This is a genomic window from Vibrio ziniensis, from assembly GCF_011064285.1.
Taxonomy (GTDB): Bacteria; Pseudomonadota; Gammaproteobacteria; order Enterobacterales; family Vibrionaceae; genus Vibrio; species Vibrio ziniensis.
Genome location: NZ_CP049332.1, coordinates 829989 through 847589 on the forward strand (window position 1 = coordinate 829989; position 17601 = coordinate 847589).

The window sequence follows — 17601 nt, forward strand, 5'->3', positions numbered from 1 at the left end:
TATTGTGAGTAAGTTTGCCAGACTCAAACTAATCCGGATTCTGCTAATTTAGAAAAGTCGCAGACAAGGTTTTGTCCAAAAACCTGTTACAAACTTGCAATGACATTTGGTATGTGATGGGGAAATAGTGTGAGTAACTATTTTCATCGTATTTTTCTTGATTGATTCAGCACCCTAAACACAAGCATATTTATGGTGTAGAAAGAGGGCAGGTGTTAGTTGCCCTCTATTACTTAGTTAGATAGAGATTTAGTTCATTTCTTCAATCGCAGTTTGTCCTGCAATTCGACCAAACGTAAAGATGTCAGCAAGTGCGTTACCGCCAAGTCGGTTACCCGCGTGGATACCACCAGCAACTTCACCAGCAGCGTACAGATGCTTGATAGGTTGATTATTCTCATCAAGAACGCGAGTCGCTGTATCTATCTTCAAACCACCCATTGTATGGTGTACTGCTGGTTGGCGTGGTGTTGCATAGAAAGGCGCTTTTTCCACTTTCAGGCTAAATGTATCCTTATGGAACTCAGGATCATTTTCCGCTTCAACGTAGCTGTTGTACTTGTTAACGGTATCAATGAGTACTGATGGTTCCATACACACTTTGGCTGCCAGCTCTTCTAGCGTGTCAGCTCTGTATAACGTACCTGCTTCAACTTGACGGTCTATTTTCTCCTGACTAGTGTTCGCGGCAGTTTTCTTGATTTCATCATCAGCAATCAGATAGAACAGCCCACCTTCCGCTAAGGCAGCTTTAGTCAGTACGTCACGTCCCGCGAACTCGTTGACAAAACGTTTACCGTTTTTGTTCACAATGACAAAGTTTTCTGGAGGAACCTGCAGTCCGCTAAACAGTTCACCGGTATTCGGATCAGCTACAGGCATCATTTGAGTGAAGCCCATGCCTGTTAATCCAGCACCTACTGATTGACCAAGAAGAATACCATCCCCTGTCATAGCATATGAGTTGGTTGTCTTGATATCGTCAGCAATGTTGCTCCAATAAGTGTTGTATTGTTTGAGCATCTTTGTATTAGCACCAAAACCGCCACTAGCCAGAACAACAGCTTTTGCATGAACGGTAATCTTCTGACCGTTTACACCGGTAGCGATAATCCCTTTTATTTCGCCATCTTCAATAAGGAACTCTTTAGCAGGGCTATCGGTAATAATGGTGCCTTTCATTTTCTCTATGTACTGGCTCAATGCGAGAATGAATGCTGTGCCGTATTTTTTCACTGGCTTATGACCACGACGCCACAAAGCACCAACCGGAGCAAATACGATATTTTTATCGTATTCGACACCGATCTCTTCGATCCATTGAACGCTCTCTAAAGCACGGTCGGTCAAAATCTTAACCAGATCATATTGTCCATAGATGCTGTTGCCCAGCAGGTCAGTACGCTTACCACCGAAATAAGTCTGCATTCTGTGAAGCAATGGTGAATCAAACAAGTGACCTTTAGCATCACCAAATTTTTCTTGGTATACGGCAAACTCTTGTTTCAGATCGCAGAAGTCTTCACGATATTCTTCATGAATATCACTTTCAGCAGTACTCAGCAGAGCTTCAATTGTTTGTCTTTCACCTGGGTTTTCGTCGAAAGTACGTTGCCATTCAGGATCCGCCGCATTTATTGGACCACCAGTACGTATCGTGTTACCCCCTACAGCAGGGTATTTTTCCAGTACAATAGCGCTCTTACCTTGTTGTAAAACTGTTGCTGCGGCACTTAATCCAGCGCCGCCTCCGCCAATGACAACCACATCGCAAGTGTACTCTTCGTCACCTTTATTTAAGCTACTGGCTGGTTTAGGACGACGTTTCAAGATGTCAGGGTTAACACCTGCAAGCTTCACAGCTTTTGCAACGCCATCAAGAACTGCGTTACTGGTTTCAGAAGCACCAGACAAGGCGTCCACATTCAGTGTCTGGCCTTCGATGATTTTATCTGGGATACGTACGAATACGACGTCCGCTAAACCTTCTGTCTCACTACCTGTGTCAATATCAATGCTTTCGATTCTCTTGTCGCTAAACGACACTTTCATTGGCAGTGCGCCACCATGCCCCAGAGCGTGGACATCATATGTACCAGGAGTAAATGAAAACTCTTCTTCTTCGTTCAACTGATTTGAAATTTTGGCAAATCGCATAAATCTTAAGAAACAAATTTCTAAAAAGTCGATTGTGCCATCACTAATTAGTTGACCATTTTCATCAAACGCTTTGTGTGCATTTCCGAGTAAGAATTCGTACCCAGGCATAACGTTCGCGTTAACGCCAGGTGCATCTAGGATCTGACGTAGGTGCAGCTGAGCACGAGAAGAACCTTGAGAATCGATAGATGCACCAAGGATCATAACTGGCTTACCATCAAGTGGATGAAGCTCGTAACTCAACCATTCAAGCACGCTCTTGAGACTAGATGGGATTGAGTGGTTATACTCAGGCGTCGCAATGATTACGCCGTCACTAGCAATAATTTTTTCATTGATTGCCAATAACTGCGGGTTGTTAGACGGATTGTCCTGATTAAACATTGGAACTTCGTTAATTTCCAACAACTCGATTTCTGCTTTATCTTTAAAATGCGCCTGCATAAATTCAAGCAGAGTTCGGTTATGAGACTTTGGAGAAGTAGTTCCGATGATTGCTGTAAATTTCATTTCTCTTATGCCTCTTGAGTTTGCCAAACGTATTTTTTGTCTTTTTTGATTGCTGCTTTCTCTGATAATAATTTTGTTATCAATTGTGTAAACAGCACAAACTCTCTAAAAATCTCATCAAGTTCAGCTAACTTTTCTTCCACGATTAAAGTACCACTTGAGTTAAATGCGGCTTGTGATTTTCCTAGTAGAAACTCGCTGCTTGGCATAAGGCGTGCCGCTAATTCTGGAGAGTCCAGAATTTGACGAAGATGAGCTTGAGCTCTTGAAGAACCCAATGAACCATGGGATGCACCTACGATCAGTACTGGCTTATCGGTAAGTGCCTGACTGGTATAACTGATCCATTCTAATGCACTTTTCAGTACTGCAGGGATCGCGTGGTCGTACTCCGGCGTCGCAATAATTACCCCATCAGCTTGAAGAATCTTTGAAGATAGAGCCTGTACCTCTTCAGGTACTTGGTCATCTTTAGCTTCATAAAAAGCAGGCAAGTTTTTTACTTCATAGAGTTCAAGCCCAGCTTCCTGCTTGAAATGCTCTTTCATGAATTGCAGTAACATTCGGTTTGTTGACACATTAGAATTGGTGCCAACAATTGCTAAGTAGTTCATATTAAAAGTTTTCCTGTATTTCTTAAATAACCATAATTAAATTCTGGTTACTGTTTTAACACAGTATGAAAATGCTATCTAATAGCAATACATTCGCCTTTAATAAGTAATTTGTTATAGTTTGGTTTTCGTGAGAAGTTGGACACTGGAAGGGAAAGAAAATGTCGAAGTATCACAATCAAAACACCTTGTATTACATTGATGCTTTGCTGCGTTTTAGCAATTACAGCAAAGCAGCTGATTCCCTCTATATTTCTCAACCGTATTTGACTCAGGTAATAAAACGCATTGAAGGAGAGCTTAACTGCCAGATCATCAATCGTAGTGAGCTACCATATCGATTAACTGAACAGGGCAAAATTTATTACGATTATCTCAGCTCTCTTGAAACGGTTTATTCCAACATGCGAAGACAGATCACTGCTTTGACAGATGTGGACAAGACAACCATTAAAATCGGTATTTTAGGCAGTATTGGTAGCTACCTTATTCCATTGTTTTTACCAAAGTTTTTATTGCTATACCCTAACTGCCACATAGAGTTGGTAGAAGATATACCGGAAAATAATGAGAAACGACTTTTGAAGGGAGAAGTCGACTTTTTTATAGGGCAAAACTCGAACAATATTGCGCCAAACTTATTTGCAGTGACATGGGGAAAACATGGCTATTTCGCGGTCATACCGAAATCATGTGAACTTTATCAAGATAACGTTTCAACCTTAGCCCCCAATAGTATTGCTATCGAAGATCTATTGCGTCAGAAGCTGGTTTTGACTGCAAGAGGGTCTGCTATTAGAGCGCAAATCGACCATTTATTAAGTATTTATAAAGTTAAGCCCGATATCATTTTGGAAAGTACAGAAATAAGAACAGTGAAACACCTAGCAATGTCTGGCTTAGGCGTCACGGTTGTACCCGAAAGTTTGGCAATTTCACCTCGTCCTTCTGAGTACAACATCTATGATTTGCCTGTAGAACAGTTGAACCTCGATTATTTCATTGCCTATCACAGCGAGAGAAAACTGTCAGAGATAGACAAAGGTCTTCTTGATTCATTTATATATAACAAAGATGCAGTTGCACGTTAACTGGGGCGCGAGCAAGCAAATAGATGGAAAGGAAAAATATGAGTGAGGTCAGCCAATTGATTGAGTTAATGGGGACGAAAATCCGCCTTTATTTTAAAGGAGAACAGGCTGAGAAATGGATAGATGAAGCTTGTGTAATGTTAAGACATTACGAGCAGGTTTTTAGTGCCAACAATAAAGACTCACAACTTTTTTCTTTAAAAACTAAAGCGGTCAATCAGCCTATAGTTGTTGACCGAGAATTATATGAGCTCATAAAGATTGGAAAAGAACACAGTCTTACTACTGACAGTTTCTTGAACATAGCAATTGGTCCCCTGATTAAGCTATGGCGCATCGGATTTAAAGAAGCAAAGGTGCCTAACCAAGAGGAAATCAACAACGTCTTGGGTTGTTTAGATCCTGCCAATATCATATTGGATGATGAACGTAACTCAGTCTTCTTTGCTAAGAAAGGTTTAGAGATAGATCTGGGGGCAATCGCTAAAGGGTATTTTAGTGACAAGGTCATGGATTTCTTCAAAGAAAAGCAGCCTGTTTCAGCCATGATTGATATTGGCGGCAATCTTCTTGTTTACGGCGAATCTCCTAGAAATAGTCTTGACTGGGATGTTGGTATTCAAAACCCCTTTCTACCGAGAGGACACAGTGTTGCTAAGGTAAAGATAAGAAATCAGTCGGTAGTAACTTCTGGTATCTATGAAAGAACTTTTGAGTACAACGGCAATAAATATCACCATATTTTTGATAGTCATACTGGTTATCCTGTGAGTAATGATATCGTCTCACTAACTATCATTGCCGACAAATCTTTAGATTGCGACATCTACACCACCAAGCTTTTCGGGTTAGCCCCTAAAAATATCTTAGAAACAGTGAACAAAATCGACGGTTTGGAAGCCATTGTAATAACGGTTGATGGGCAGTTTGCGGTAACTGGCAACCTCAGGGGTAGGGTAACCATGGCGTAGGTTGTTTTTTTGGTTCATAAGTAGTTTAAGTTCATTGGCTCACGCCCTTTGCTGTACTCACTCAACTCAGTGTCCAAACTGCTGTGACGTCTAAATACAACCTAGGCGTCAAGCGCACCCATACAATGACAATACCTATTGGGAAAGTTGACGGAACTCATTGGTGTAAAAAAATAGTTTTATATTTGGAAAAATAGGCAACCAATAGAAATAAATAGGCTAATGATTTTTAATCAGTATGGTTAGACTAAACCTATTGAATGACTCAAGCTCTAAGCTGAATAAATTGGCAAGATTGCTGAGCTAGATGACGTCGATATCCATTTAAACAATGATTTTTAACTCTGACAAATAGGTATGGAAATGGAATATACAGTATTAAGTAATAACATTAAGATGCCGATGGAAGGCTTTGGTGTCTTTCAAGTAACAGATAAAAAAGAATGTAAACAGTCGGTACTTAGTGCTATCCGTACGGGCTACCGCCTTATTGATACAGCAGCCGTTTATGGCAACGAAGATGCTGTTGGTGAAGCAGTCCGTGAAGCCATCGCTGAAGGCTTGTGTACTCGTGAAGAGTTATTCATCACTTCAAAGTTGTGGGTTCAGGATATGGCTAACTATGAGATGGCTCAAACTGCGATTGATGCTTCACTCGAAAAGTCGGGCTTGGAATATTTTGATCTTTATCTGCTACATCAAGCAATGAGAGATTACTTTAGCGCTTGGCGTGCGTTGGAGGATGCGTATGAAGCTGGAAAACTTAAAGCCATTGGTGTTTCTAACTTCTATGCTCATGTTCTAGCAAACTTCTGTGAAACAGTAAGAATCAAACCTATGGTGAACCAGGTTGAGTTGCATCCATATTTTGCTCAGCCAGAAGCATTGGAAACAATGAAACACTATAATGTTCAGCCAGAAGCATGGGCTCCACTTGGTGGTGGTCGCTATAAGCCTTTTGAAGACGAAATGCTGCAAGGTATTGCTAATACTCACGGTAAATCGGTAGCACAAGTTATTCTACGTTGGAACGTGCAACGCGGTGTTACTGTAATTCCAAAATCAACGCGTTTAAATCGTATCGAGGAAAACTTCGCTATCTGGGACTTCGCTCTGACTGACGAAGAAATGCAAAAAATTAATAGTCTAGATATGGGTTATGTAGCCGAGGCTGTTAAGCACTTTAACCCTCAATTTGTTCGTGGCTGCCTTGGTGTGAAAATCCACGAATAAAATATTTTGCTAATTCATACCTAACACAATGTTCAGCCTGTAACACGAGTGTGTAGATGTTAGGTATATAAAAAGACCTCTTTTAGACAAGAGGTCTTTTTTTATCTTCGATAAGTATATTAAGTGCATTATTTGATTCAACACATCTCATTTGCTTGCTCAAAACCTTGGACGAGTGAGCAAGAATTCGAAATAAATAGGCAACAGTAATTGATTCAAGCTCCCATAAGATAGCTAAGTGAACTTTGTTCGTCGCCTTGTCATGTAAACAATGGCAAGGCTGGTAGTAATGTAAATAGGGTTAATAAAGGCTTTACAAAAGGAGTTTTGCAAATGGAAGAAAACAAAACTAACGGTCGTCGTGACTTCCTGAAAAAACTGTTTTAGCAACGGCTGGTGTTGCGTTGGCGGGCAGAGCTGCGTTGCAGTCTTCGAGCGTGAGTGCTGAAGAGCTAAGCAAAAGTATTAAAAGCAGAGGTCTTGCTGCTTTTGATGAATCAGGTGAGCTACGTCAGTGGGAGTTTGAACGACGTGCTCTCGGCGACAACGATGTTCTTATCGAAGTGAAGTACAGTGGTATTTGCCACTCTGACATTCACCAAGAGATGGGACACTGGGGACCTCAGAAATACCCGCAAGTCCCGGGCCATGAAATCGCTGGAATCGTCACTGCTGTAGGCAAAAACGTTACCAAGTTTAAGGTTGGTGATAAAGCTGGCGTTGGTTGTATGGTCGACAGTTGTATGGAGTGTGATAGCTGCACTAGCGGAGAGGAACACTTATGCGATCGCGGTCAGACTGTGTGGACCTACGGTTATCCAGACGCAACGTCACCATCTGGTATTACCCAAGGTGGCTATACCAACAATCTAGTTGTTCGCGATCACTTCGCAATTCATATTCCCGATAGCATTGATTTACAACATGCAGCGCCACTGCTATGTGCCGGTGTTACGACATATTCACCTCTTATCAAGGCGGACTTCAAAGCTGGTGATAAAGTAGCTGTCGCTGGTATTGGTGGGCTAGGGCACATTGCGGTGAAACTTGCTGCTTCAAAAGGTGCGGAAGTTTACGCATTTACCACTTCGCCTTCGAAAGTCGATGACATCAAGGCATTTGGTGCCAAAGAAGTCATTGTCGTTGATAATCTAAGTAAATTAACGCCATATAAAGGAATGATGGATTACGTGATTTCTACTATTCCATATGATTTCGAAGTGGCATCTTACACTAGCCTTGCGAAGCCATACCATCAGTTCACTCAGGTTGGGATGCCAATAGGTGGCAAGTTAACCGTCAATAACTTTGTTATCATACGAAATCGAGTCAATATCAATGGCTCATTGATTGGTAGTATTGCTGAAACTCAAGATGTGATGAACTACTGTGCAGAAAACAAAATTTATCCACAGATTCAACTGATTGATGCTTCAAAAGTGAATGATGCTTGGAAGAGCGTAGTGAATAAAGAAGCGCGTTATCGCTATGTCATAGACTCATCAACAATGTAGTTAAAGCCATAAGCCTCAACCGTTGTGTCTGTTGGGGCTTTGTTGGAGTTGAGAGTGGATGATATTAAGCACCACTGTAACACTAGGTATTTGGTGGATTAGAGGAGCAAAGGTATAAGCGATAGTTCTACCAAAAGCTCCACATCTACAAACCAATATGAATGGTATGCTTGCAAGTAGGTTTAAACCGTATGCCTTGTCGGTTCTGAGCATTAATAAACCACACGTATCAATAAAAAAACAAGGCTATGACACGCGTTCAATAGCCTTGCTGCAGTGGAAACTGATTATCTGTAGCTGTAAAGGTACTCAGCTACCATTTCAGCGTTTGCAGGGACGGCAGTTTCAAAACCATAATACTTGCCGTATTTAGGACGTAATTCGTCGGTAGCTCTTTTTGCAATTTCACCGTACCACGCTGGTAGCATCACTGTGTGTGCGTTGATTTTGTCAACTTCAACGCCGAAGCCGAATGGAACTTCACCCATTGCTTTGCCTACTGCTGATTTTAATTCTTCAATGAATTTTAAGTGGAATGCAAAGTCCGCGTGGGAGCCGATATTGCCATGACCACCGTTGAAGTAATCCCAGTTTAGTGCGTTCGCTGTTTCAAGGTTTTGTTCTAGAAAAGTGAAACGCTCAGAACCAGCGAAGTTCCAAAATGGTGGTTGGTCTGAGTTAAGCAAATCTGGTGCGTGTAACACTTTTTCCTGTACCAACAACCATGCAGAATGGTCATCCGTGTGGGCTGCATGTTGGAAACCATGCAGCTCTACATCCAGATTTTCAAACTTGAATGAGTCATTTGGCCATGAGATAACTTTGGTTGGTTTTACCAAGCCACTCTTTAACAATTCCATTTTGGTCGCAGTTGCTTGAGAAGCAATGATCTCAGGGTCCTCGCTTTGTGTTGCTTTTAACATATCCAACAGTTGACCTGTCGCTGCAATATGGTCCGCGTGGTCATGAGAATAAACAATCGTTGTAACTGGTTTGTCCGTCACTGTGCGAATAGATTTAAGGATTGGTTCAGCTCGCATTTCTAGCGGATCAAACAGCATTACGCCTTTGTCACCAACATAAAAAATGGTGGCGTAAAATCCAGACTCATACCAATAAGTATGTTCAGTGATTTTTTGTAGCACGTAGGGTGTATTCATGTTCAATTGAAAAAGATCAGCGACTTTTTCACCCGGCGCAAGTGCTTTGGTATGCGATTGAGTGACATACGTTGCATTCACTGTCGATGGTGCGTCTTCTACAGCGTTTGATGTTGTTGAACATGCGGATAGTAAGCCAACTAATAATGCTGAATACGCAAAGCGATGAGTTTTTGCCATTAATTTTTACCTTTAAATCTATGGAGTTAGTTTGGCGTCACTGTATAAGCGCTTTGTAGTTTGATAAATTCCAAATTAGTTAACTAATTATTGCGTGGATTGAAATAATGGATCGATTAACCGCCGCGAGGGTCTTTATTGAAATTGCGGAGCAAGGCAGCATGACTAAAGCAGCAGAGCATTTAAATATGTCTACCGCTATGGTAAGCCGTTACCTGCAAGAAATAGAAAGTTGGTTTGGTGCGAGGTTGTTGCACAGAACGACACGTAAAGTCAGTCTAACGGATGTGGGTATTGCAACATTGCCAGCATGCAAGAAGATGCTTCTTGAAGTCGATAATGCAAGGAATATTGCACTAGAGCGAAGCAGTAAACCGAAAGGCGTTATTCGGGTTGCATCCTCAGGTTCATTTGCAGACTCTCAGCTCACTCCAGCACTAGTTGAGTTTCAAAAATTACATCCCGAAGTGGAAATCATCCTTTCTGTAGGGCATACCGCAGCTAATTTGGTTGAAGAGAGGGTCGACCTTGCGATTCGAATTACCAATACGTTGGATCCCATGATGATTGCTAGACCACTCGCTGTTTGTCACTCTGTTTTGTGCGCCTCTCCAGAATATTTAAATAAACATGGGGAGCCTCAATGTCTCGAAGATTTAGATAAACATTACTGTATTACTCATGTTTCCGGAACTCACAGACACTACAGGTTTATTAAACAACGCGGCGTTATAGAAGTTCCGGTGAAAGGATACTTTCAAAGCAATGAGACGGATGCGGTATGTCGTGCTGTATTGTGTGGTGCAGGTGTAGGGATGTTACCGACGTTTTATATTGGTGAGCACATCAAGCAAGGTAGACTTGTTCCGATTTTAACCGCTGAGAAACCAGAAGCATTAGGAATTCACGCCATCTATTTATCGAGGAAGCATCAACCGTTGACGTTGAGACTGTTGGTCGACTTCTTAGTTGAAAGGTTCGGTGGAGAGACTGCACCATGGGATCTAATGTTTGAGCGTCAATAGTGAATTGTCGGGTAGCCATTTGCTAAGATGGATTATTTAACATTTTAAAAAGCCAAGGCAAATACGCAGAAATGTTAATAACTAATTGAAAAATATGCTAATTGTATGAGTTGGCCAGATTCATTCTCCGATTGAAAAATTTAAATAAATGTCGATTTAAGATTATTAGGCAATAATTACGTAGAATCTGGCTAACGTATAGATTCAGTTTATTGCAAGAATAGCATCCATAGAGGAGGGCAATTGAAGCGTCAATTGCTACTCACGTTGGTTTGTTAGCAAGCTTTGTATGTCGTGCTAATGAATTGAACATAGTAAAACTCAATCAGGAGAAGCTACGATGAACAAGCTCAATGATATTAATCCAAACAACTCTAATTTAGACATTCCAGATGTTGGTCGCCGTAATATGATGAAAATGACTGGTGCAACCGTTGTTGCAGTAGGTGTTGGTGCTCTAACTTCCGGTTCTGCTTCAGCACATTCACAAGTCGCGTTAAGCAATGAATGGGACAAAACCTTTGCTAAGAGTGACAACGTTGATCACAAAAAGGTGACGTTTAAAAACCGCTACGGCATTACTTTAGCCGCTGATTTATATCAGCCAAAAAATGCAAATGGCAAGTTATCCGGTTTGGTATTGAGTGGTCCATTTGGCGCGGTAAAAGAGCAGTCTTCTGGTCTATATGCACAGACTATGGCGGAACGTGGATTTGTTACTCTGGCATTTGACCCTTCCTTTACGGGTGAAAGTAGTGGTGAACCTCGTAACGTGGCTTCTCCAGATATTAATACTGAAGATTTCAGTGCAGCGGTTGATTTTCTAGGTTTACAAGCGAATGTGGATCGTGAACGTATCGGTGCAATCGGTATTTGTGGTTGGGGTGGTATGGTGCTTAACGCAACAGCTATCGATAAGCGCATTAAAGCTGTAGCAGCAAGCACTATGTACGATATGACTCGTTTATATTCTAAAGGTTATAACGATAGCGTGACGCTAGAGCAGCGTACTCAAGGTCTAGAGCAATTAGGGCAACAACGTTGGAAAGATGCGGAAAATGGCGCGCCAGCATATGGTCCGGTTTCTCTAGAGCTACAAGGTGGCGAACCTCAGTTTGTCGTTGAATACGCGGCTTACTATAAATCACCAGAACGTGGTTTCCACCCACGTGCTATTAACTCAAATGCATCGTGGACACTGACTACACCGCTGTCATTCATGAACATGCCAATTTTGACATACATAGCAGAAATTTCGCCACGCCCAATGCTTCTAGTACATGGTGAAAAAGCGCACTCTCGTTATTTCAGCGAAACCGCTTATGCGGCGGCGGCAGAACCAAAAGAGCTGATGATTATTCCAGGTGCAACCCATACTGACCTATATGATCAAGTAGACATCATTCCATTTGATAAGCTTGAAGAATTCTTCAAAGCGAATCTAGCGTAAGCGTTATTGAAATTTCGAAGCCGTTGCTCAATGAGTAGCGGCTTTTTGTATTTGACGAATTTATTCGTCGTTCAATTACTAATCACTCGATAACCGCGTGCAAAAAAGGTCAATTAAAACTGCAACAGACGATATTACCCATGTTGGGGGGATCTCTTAACATGACAAATATTGGGGTTCTCGTGAATTTGCTTAAAACGCGGTTGGCCCTTTGAAATGCAGGAACATAATAGCTGTTTAATCTAGCGTTATATGAATGTGGCATGGAGGTACACGAGTACCTCCATGACTATAGATGGATTATACGATTATTTGTTTGCCGCCGATTTTTCAATTGCATCTATGATTTCATGCAGTCTTACGGCATCCGCGAATGTAGGTGCTGTAGCCGTTCCATTTTGAATATCGTTGTACAAGCGGTCATAAATAACAGCGATATTGCGAGCTGCGGCGAATTTAGGTAATCCTTCATACAGGGATTGTTCAGGTATTAAAGGTTCTAGTTGTTTAGCATCTCCGTTTGCACCTTTAACGGTTAGTTGAACCATTTGAGCATGACCCAAATCCGCAGTGACCTGAATATCACCTTCGGTACCGTTGATTTCCCAAAGCAGGTTAGTACCTCGTGACACGCCGCCACGGTAGTGAATAGAGATTGCAGCACCGCTCTCAAGTTGACCTTGCACCATAATTTGGTCTGGTACGGATTTTTCACGAGTTTCGTTAGCATCTGAAACTTTTACTGTCGAAAAGTTGCTGACGAATTGAGCATTAAGCTGTGCAAAACCACCCAATACATCTTTAACTGCCGCTAATGTATGAGCAAGAGGAATCGTCTGCATGTTTGCACCGTTTTTCTCTTCAAACAGATAGTAGTATTCTTCGATGGTTTCACCAGACCAGTTACCGCCAGAGCCGATAAGCGTAGATGAAAGCACTTTGCCTACGTAACCATCAGCAATCAGTTTGCTCAAGTGCTCAATTTCTAATGCCGTTCTTGCCTGAGTACCAGACACAGCAACAACGCCTTTTGATTCAGCAAGAGCTGTCAAAAGACGAGCTTCTTGTAAGCCGTTACCTAAAGGCCATTCGCAGTAAACGTGCTTGCCAGCATTAAGCGCTGCAGAAACAAGTTCAAAGTGGTAAGGAACTTTAACTGTCACAACAACTAAATCAACTTCGTCACTTTTTACTAATTCTTCTGCAGAGGCAAACGCATAAGGTAGGTTTAACGCTTTTGCTGTTCGTTCAGAACTTTCGAGGCTGCTGTTAGCAACCGCAACCACTGAATATTTATTACCTAGAGATTGTAGAGCAGGTAGGTGAGCGGTTGCAGCCCAATGGCTGTCTGGATTGAGACCAATAAAGCCTACGCGAATAGTTTGATTTGCCATAGTTGAGTCCTTCTAAAGTATGCTGAAGTAATACGTGATGCCACGTTAGCTTATTTGTTAAGACTCAATTTACTTTATCTGTTCATCCACTTTCTCTCCTGATACTCTCAAATACTTGCCTAATCCTATCAATGTGTGAGTAGGTAATTTGAACAATGGAATAGGTTAACAATGATGAACGAAATAATCAGCCGATTGATAGATAAGGTTCAACAACACGCTTATTTAGGTAAAAGTGTCGAGTTTTATCCTGGTTATAGTGTGTTTACTGCCTCAACTACAAATTGCCCAGTTACCGTGCTGTATCAACCGATGTTGTGCTTGGTTTTACAAGGCTCTAAGGAAGTGATTGTTGGCGAACACCAGTTTCAATATAAGCCGGGAGACTATTTCATTAATTCTGTGGAGCTGCCTATTGCCACAAGAATAATCGAATCGGACGCTAATCACCCCTATATGTCTATTAGTATCCAGCTCGATCCTGACAAATTAGCTCAGATCATGACAGAGACGGTTATTAGTCATCGGAAGGTGATGAACGATGAATGTTTCTTATTGAGTAGAGCCGATGAAAACTTGTTAGAGCCTCTTTCACGCATGCTTGATTTATTCAAAAGTGAGCAAGATGTAGCCTTCCTCGCTCCCATGGTGGATAGAGAGATTTTGTATCGTTTACTCAAAGGAGAGCAAAGCTCAGTTCTGCGCCAAATTTCCGGAAATGATTTTAGAGTCAATAAAGTAAGAGAAGTGATTAACTGGGTAAAAGATAACTTTAGCAAAGCGATTTCGATTCAAGATCTCATTGAACAAGCAGGCATGAGTCAGGCTTCGTTACATCGTCATTTTCGTACAGCAACGGGAATGACTCCGTTGCAATACCAAAAAACCTTAAGGTTGCAAGAAGCACGCAAACTACTGTTGGAAGGTAAGGAAGTGAGTGAAACTGCGTATGATGTTGGGTATGAGAGCCCATCACAGTTTAGTCGTGAGTATGCTCGAATGTATGGTCGTTCACCTTCGCAAGATGCCAAACGTCTAAATGACTTAGGTGCCAGTATTCAGGATATCAGTAATGCTCCATGGTAGGTTTTTAAAGGGTATTTAGAACAATTGAGCAAGGATTAGCGACGATTGTGCAATGTATAAATCGCAGATTGTCAGCAAAATATAAGAACTTTAAACAACATGCAGATTTTGGGTTTACTGACAAAAACAGAAACGCATTTGTATATTGAACCCCCAAAAAAGCCCGACCATAAAGTTATCTTTAGGTTGGGCTTTTCCTTATAAAGGAAGGAATTATTACTCCCACCAATGTGAGTTAGGTTTAACCTCGTCATCTAACATCAACGGTTGCCCAATGATGGGTGTATAGAGTTGATAGGGCATGCCTTGAGTCTGAGCAACGATCTGATTGAATGGTTCTCTCCAATCGTGCTGAGCCAGAGTAAAACGCCCAACGTGAGCGGGTAACAATGCTTTCGTGTTGAGGTCTAGTGCAGCTTGTGATGCTTCTTGCGGAGTCATATGAATATATGGCCAACGTGGATCGTATTGACCCATGTCTAATGCCACTAAATCAAACGGACCAAATTTCTGACCGAGTTCTTTGAAGTGAGGACCATAACCAGAGTCTCCACCAAAATAGAGTTTCTTGTTTTGAGATATCAAAACAAAGCTTCCCCAAAGCGTTTTGTTCTTACTTAAACCACGGCCAGAGTAGTGACGTGAAGGCGCGAGATAAACGGTTAAATTAGTATCAACGAACTGTTCACTATACCAGTCAGATTCATTAATTTGTTTGTCGCTAAATCCCCATTTTTCAAAGTGTGCACCAATGCCAAGAGGCACAAACACTCTGTCTGTTTTAGGCTGCAACTTAGTGACGGTGTCGTAGTCTAGGTGATCCCAATGGTCATGAGAAATAAGCAGTAAGTCGATGTGTGGAACTTCATCAACAGAATATAGAGATGTGCCACTGAACGCTTTAATTGCAAAAGAAACGGGGGATGCATAGTCACTCAAAATAGGGTCAAGCAACATCCGTTTTCCGCTAAGTTGAATATAGAAAGAAGAGTGGCCTAACCACACGATGATATCTTTTTCAATTGGTAGGCTTTTTAGATCAACTTTTTCGGTCGGCAATGGATGATCAGGCTGTAAATTTTTGGCAGAGCTAAACATATTGCTGACAATTATCGACAATGTATTTTCACCCTCTTTTAATACGGGCGTTGGTATCTGGTTTTGAAATTGACCTTCAACATAGTTTGAAGATAACTCAACCTTTTCTAGGCGTTCTCCCGTTGGCTCTGCACCAAAACGCTCCTGTTGCATAAAGGTACAGCCGCCAAGTAGCAGTATTAAAATCGTTATTACAATAACACTTACATAAATCATTATTTTTATCTTCATAACTATCGGTAGAAATATCCCAGTAGATTGCTTTACAACGTAATTCCGGCAACAGGTAGCTTTGTTGCACATTACTTACTCTAATGATTTTGTTTGGGCAACGGTATCTAGATTCTACAAATTCTTTGCCTAATACTCCTTGACATAGCTCTGCGGGGACAAATAGATGTTACAAAATATTAAGCCCCGACAATCTGTCGAGGCTTAAAGTGTGAGTGATGTTTGACTATTACATGCACTGATAAGAATCTAGCGCGTTCACATCACCATTGCCTTTATATTTGGCAACAAGTGGGTAAGAGCAAATAGGCATGTTTTTATCTGGAAATGCCTCACCTTTAGCCGGTAAATAATCAGGTGCCTTTTGGTTTTCTACCCAATTCTGCATCGCTGTGAGTGGATCAATGTTATCCAATGCAGGACCGCCACCACAGTGTGTCATACCAGGAACCATAAATAGGCGGTTCCATTCTTTCATAGCGGTAAGATCACCTTTTGATGTGGTTTGTTGTGTTTTCAAATACCAGTTTTCAATGTCATCTGCCGAAAATACTGGGTCAGATACACCTTGAATAATCATTAGCTTACTGCCGTTTTGTGCAAAGGTATTAAGCATGGTTGAAGTTGCGTCGTTTAATGCGCCCGTTTCGCCGACTAAGAATTCTGCTTGGTCAAAATCAAATGCCGCTAAATCAGCTTGAGGGTTTGGTGGCGTCATGAAGTAGAACATTAAAGAGCCTGCACCCAATACTGCATTTAAAGCATCAGCCTTTTCTGCATCTTGAGAAAAACCAAGTTTCCAAGCACGCCAGCCCGGTGCACTGATCCCTGCATCATAAGGCCAAGTGCTATATAGCGGTTTACCATTACTGTCTTTGGCACCATCGAACACAGTCTTCACTGCTGCGACTTTATCTCCACTCAGACAAGCTGCATCTGAGGTATTTTTGCAAATAAGACTATCGGGATTAAAGTTGCAGCTTTTGTAGTCGTTGATGATGCCGTCTTTTATACCGTCGTTTGCATCGCACTTCTTGAGTACTGCATCAGAAAGTGTTTGTAACTCTTTGCTGGTTAGAGCGTTCGCTAAGACTTTTTTCCCTTTATCATTTTTGGGAGCAATAGACATCAATGTCCGGGTATCCCAAACTTCGCTAATTGCTGCTCGGCTCAAATGAAACCCTGGGTTTGCTGCAATGACGCCGTTGTACTCATTTGGATAACGTTGCGCAGCAATCATTGCTTCGCGACCACCATTCGAACAGCCCATGAAGTACGAGTAAAAAGGTTCTTTATTGTAGTAGTGATTTACTAGGGTTTTGGCTGCTTGGGTCACTTTACCTAATGCTGCGTAAGCGTAATCCAGTCTCGCTTGTTGATCCAAACCAAAAGTTGGGTCAACACCGTCGTGTCCACCATTCATAGAGGTAACTGCATAGCCTCGGTTTAGAGCCGGAATTGCAGTTGAACCTGAAATCGGGGTTGTGCCGATAGCATTGGCAAGAAAACCGTCAGTGCCGCCACCACCTTGAAATATAAACCGGTTTTGCCAATCTGTTGGTAATCGAACTTCAAACCTCAACACGTTAGGTTTACCTGTAGCGTTAGTTCGAGATTCAATCTCTCCTCGTACTAAGCAATGTTCTGGTAAATCGAATTCAAGGTCTGGAGCGCCAGTGAACATACGGAATGGATCTTTTTCTGACTTTCCTGCTGTGATGTATTTCGTTTCAGTGACTTTACCGTTGTAAATAGGTACTGATTTAAGATTCTCACAATCTTGTGCGGGGGTAGCATGAGCCATGCTGATACTTGCGAAAACACATACTAGCGATGCTAGTGTTTTGCATACACTCTTCGTTATACGATTAAAGTCTTCCATCT

13 protein-coding genes are annotated in these 17601 nt (G+C 41.7%); 7 read left to right on the forward strand and 6 right to left on the reverse strand.

Annotated elements, in window-relative coordinates:
- Positions 1–249: 249 nt before the first annotated feature.
- Complete coding sequence (locus G5S32_RS18720; RefSeq protein ID WP_165313669.1) at positions 250–2670, reverse strand: flavocytochrome c; 2421 nt, start codon at positions 2668–2670, stop codon at positions 250–252.
- 5 nt (positions 2671–2675) lie between these two features.
- Positions 2676–3284: an NADPH-dependent FMN reductase gene (locus G5S32_RS18725; protein ID WP_165313670.1), complete on the reverse strand. Its 609-nt coding sequence runs from the start codon at positions 3282–3284 to the stop codon at positions 2676–2678.
- A 161-nt stretch (positions 3285–3445) separates the two neighbouring features.
- Between G5S32_RS18725 and G5S32_RS18730 the strand changes: the two genes are divergently transcribed.
- The 4 genes from G5S32_RS18730 (at position 3446) to G5S32_RS18745 (ending at position 8093) form a co-directional block, all read left to right on the forward strand.
- The gene (locus tag G5S32_RS18730; RefSeq protein ID WP_165313671.1) at positions 3446–4375 is read left to right on the forward strand and encodes a LysR family transcriptional regulator; all 930 of its coding nucleotides are present in this window, start codon (positions 3446–3448) and stop codon (positions 4373–4375) included.
- A gap of 38 nt (positions 4376–4413) precedes the next feature.
- On the forward strand, positions 4414–5346 hold the full coding sequence (locus G5S32_RS18735) for an FAD:protein FMN transferase (protein WP_165313672.1): 933 nt from the start codon (positions 4414–4416) through the stop codon (positions 5344–5346).
- Between the two features lie 363 nt (positions 5347–5709).
- A complete protein-coding gene (locus G5S32_RS18740; RefSeq protein ID WP_165313673.1) occupies positions 5710–6579 on the forward strand; it encodes an aldo/keto reductase in 870 nt (289 codons plus the stop codon).
- A 404-nt stretch (positions 6580–6983) separates the two neighbouring features.
- Positions 6984–8093, forward strand: a complete 1110-nt coding sequence (locus tag G5S32_RS18745) for an NAD(P)-dependent alcohol dehydrogenase (protein WP_165313674.1) — start codon at positions 6984–6986, stop codon at positions 8091–8093.
- Positions 8094–8380: 287 nt separating this feature from the next.
- Here the strand turns inward: G5S32_RS18745 and G5S32_RS18750 are convergent, their stop codons facing one another.
- Positions 8381–9433 carry an MBL fold metallo-hydrolase gene (locus G5S32_RS18750; RefSeq protein ID WP_165313675.1) on the reverse strand — a complete coding sequence of 351 codons (1053 nt, stop codon included), beginning with the start codon at positions 9431–9433 and terminating at the stop codon, positions 8381–8383.
- 107 nt (positions 9434–9540) lie between these two features.
- Here G5S32_RS18750 and G5S32_RS18755 point away from each other — a divergent pair, with 107 nt between their 5' ends.
- Both G5S32_RS18755 and G5S32_RS18760 read left to right on the forward strand, forming a co-directional pair.
- Entirely contained in the window at positions 9541–10458 is a 918-nt protein-coding gene (locus G5S32_RS18755) for a LysR family transcriptional regulator (protein ID WP_165313676.1), read from the forward strand.
- A 340-nt stretch (positions 10459–10798) separates the two neighbouring features.
- Entirely contained in the window at positions 10799–11908 is a 1110-nt protein-coding gene (locus G5S32_RS18760) for an alpha/beta hydrolase (RefSeq protein ID WP_165313677.1), read from the forward strand.
- A 308-nt stretch (positions 11909–12216) separates the two neighbouring features.
- On the opposite strand, the gene G5S32_RS18765 is transcribed toward G5S32_RS18760, so the two are convergent.
- Complete coding sequence (locus tag G5S32_RS18765) at positions 12217–13302, reverse strand: Gfo/Idh/MocA family protein (RefSeq protein ID WP_165313678.1); 1086 nt, start codon at positions 13300–13302, stop codon at positions 12217–12219.
- Positions 13303–13473: 171 nt separating this feature from the next.
- Between G5S32_RS18765 and G5S32_RS18770 the strand changes: the two genes are divergently transcribed.
- On the forward strand, positions 13474–14388 hold the full coding sequence (locus tag G5S32_RS18770; RefSeq protein WP_165313679.1) for an AraC family transcriptional regulator: 915 nt from the start codon (positions 13474–13476) through the stop codon (positions 14386–14388).
- 216 nt (positions 14389–14604) lie between these two features.
- On the opposite strand, the gene G5S32_RS18775 is transcribed toward G5S32_RS18770, so the two are convergent.
- Both G5S32_RS18775 and G5S32_RS18780 read right to left on the reverse strand, forming a co-directional pair.
- The gene (locus G5S32_RS18775) at positions 14605–15702 is read right to left on the reverse strand and encodes an MBL fold metallo-hydrolase (protein ID WP_165313680.1); all 1098 of its coding nucleotides are present in this window, start codon (positions 15700–15702) and stop codon (positions 14605–14607) included.
- Between the two features lie 244 nt (positions 15703–15946).
- Positions 15947–17599 carry a tannase/feruloyl esterase family alpha/beta hydrolase gene (locus G5S32_RS18780; protein WP_165313681.1) on the reverse strand — a complete coding sequence of 551 codons (1653 nt, stop codon included), beginning with the start codon at positions 17597–17599 and terminating at the stop codon, positions 15947–15949.
- Positions 17600–17601: the final 2 nt, after the last annotated feature.

What these genes read in the sequence shown, in the direction of transcription:
- G5S32_RS18720 (WP_165313669.1), bottom strand. Translation starts at nt 2,670, where the DNA reads ATGAAATTTACAGCAATCATCGGAACTACTTCTCCAAAGTCTCATAAC.
- G5S32_RS18725 (WP_165313670.1), bottom strand. Translation starts at nt 3,284, where the DNA reads ATGAACTACTTAGCAATTGTTGGCACCAATTCTAATGTGTCAACAAAC.
- G5S32_RS18730 (WP_165313671.1), top strand. Translation starts at nt 3,446, where the DNA reads ATGTCGAAGTATCACAATCAAAACACCTTGTATTACATTGATGCTTTG.
- G5S32_RS18735 (WP_165313672.1), top strand. Translation starts at nt 4,414, where the DNA reads ATGAGTGAGGTCAGCCAATTGATTGAGTTAATGGGGACGAAAATCCGC.
- G5S32_RS18740 (WP_165313673.1), top strand. Translation starts at nt 5,710, where the DNA reads ATGGAATATACAGTATTAAGTAATAACATTAAGATGCCGATGGAAGGC.
- G5S32_RS18750 (WP_165313675.1), bottom strand. Translation starts at nt 9,433, where the DNA reads ATGGCAAAAACTCATCGCTTTGCGTATTCAGCATTATTAGTTGGCTTA.
- G5S32_RS18755 (WP_165313676.1), top strand. Translation starts at nt 9,541, where the DNA reads ATGGATCGATTAACCGCCGCGAGGGTCTTTATTGAAATTGCGGAGCAA.
- G5S32_RS18760 (WP_165313677.1), top strand. Translation starts at nt 10,799, where the DNA reads ATGAACAAGCTCAATGATATTAATCCAAACAACTCTAATTTAGACATT.
- G5S32_RS18765 (WP_165313678.1), bottom strand. Translation starts at nt 13,302, where the DNA reads ATGGCAAATCAAACTATTCGCGTAGGCTTTATTGGTCTCAATCCAGAC.
- G5S32_RS18770 (WP_165313679.1), top strand. Translation starts at nt 13,474, where the DNA reads ATGATGAACGAAATAATCAGCCGATTGATAGATAAGGTTCAACAACAC.
- G5S32_RS18775 (WP_165313680.1), bottom strand. Translation starts at nt 15,702, where the DNA reads ATGATTTATGTAAGTGTTATTGTAATAACGATTTTAATACTGCTACTT.
- G5S32_RS18780 (WP_165313681.1), bottom strand. Translation starts at nt 17,599, where the DNA reads ATGGAAGACTTTAATCGTATAACGAAGAGTGTATGCAAAACACTAGCA.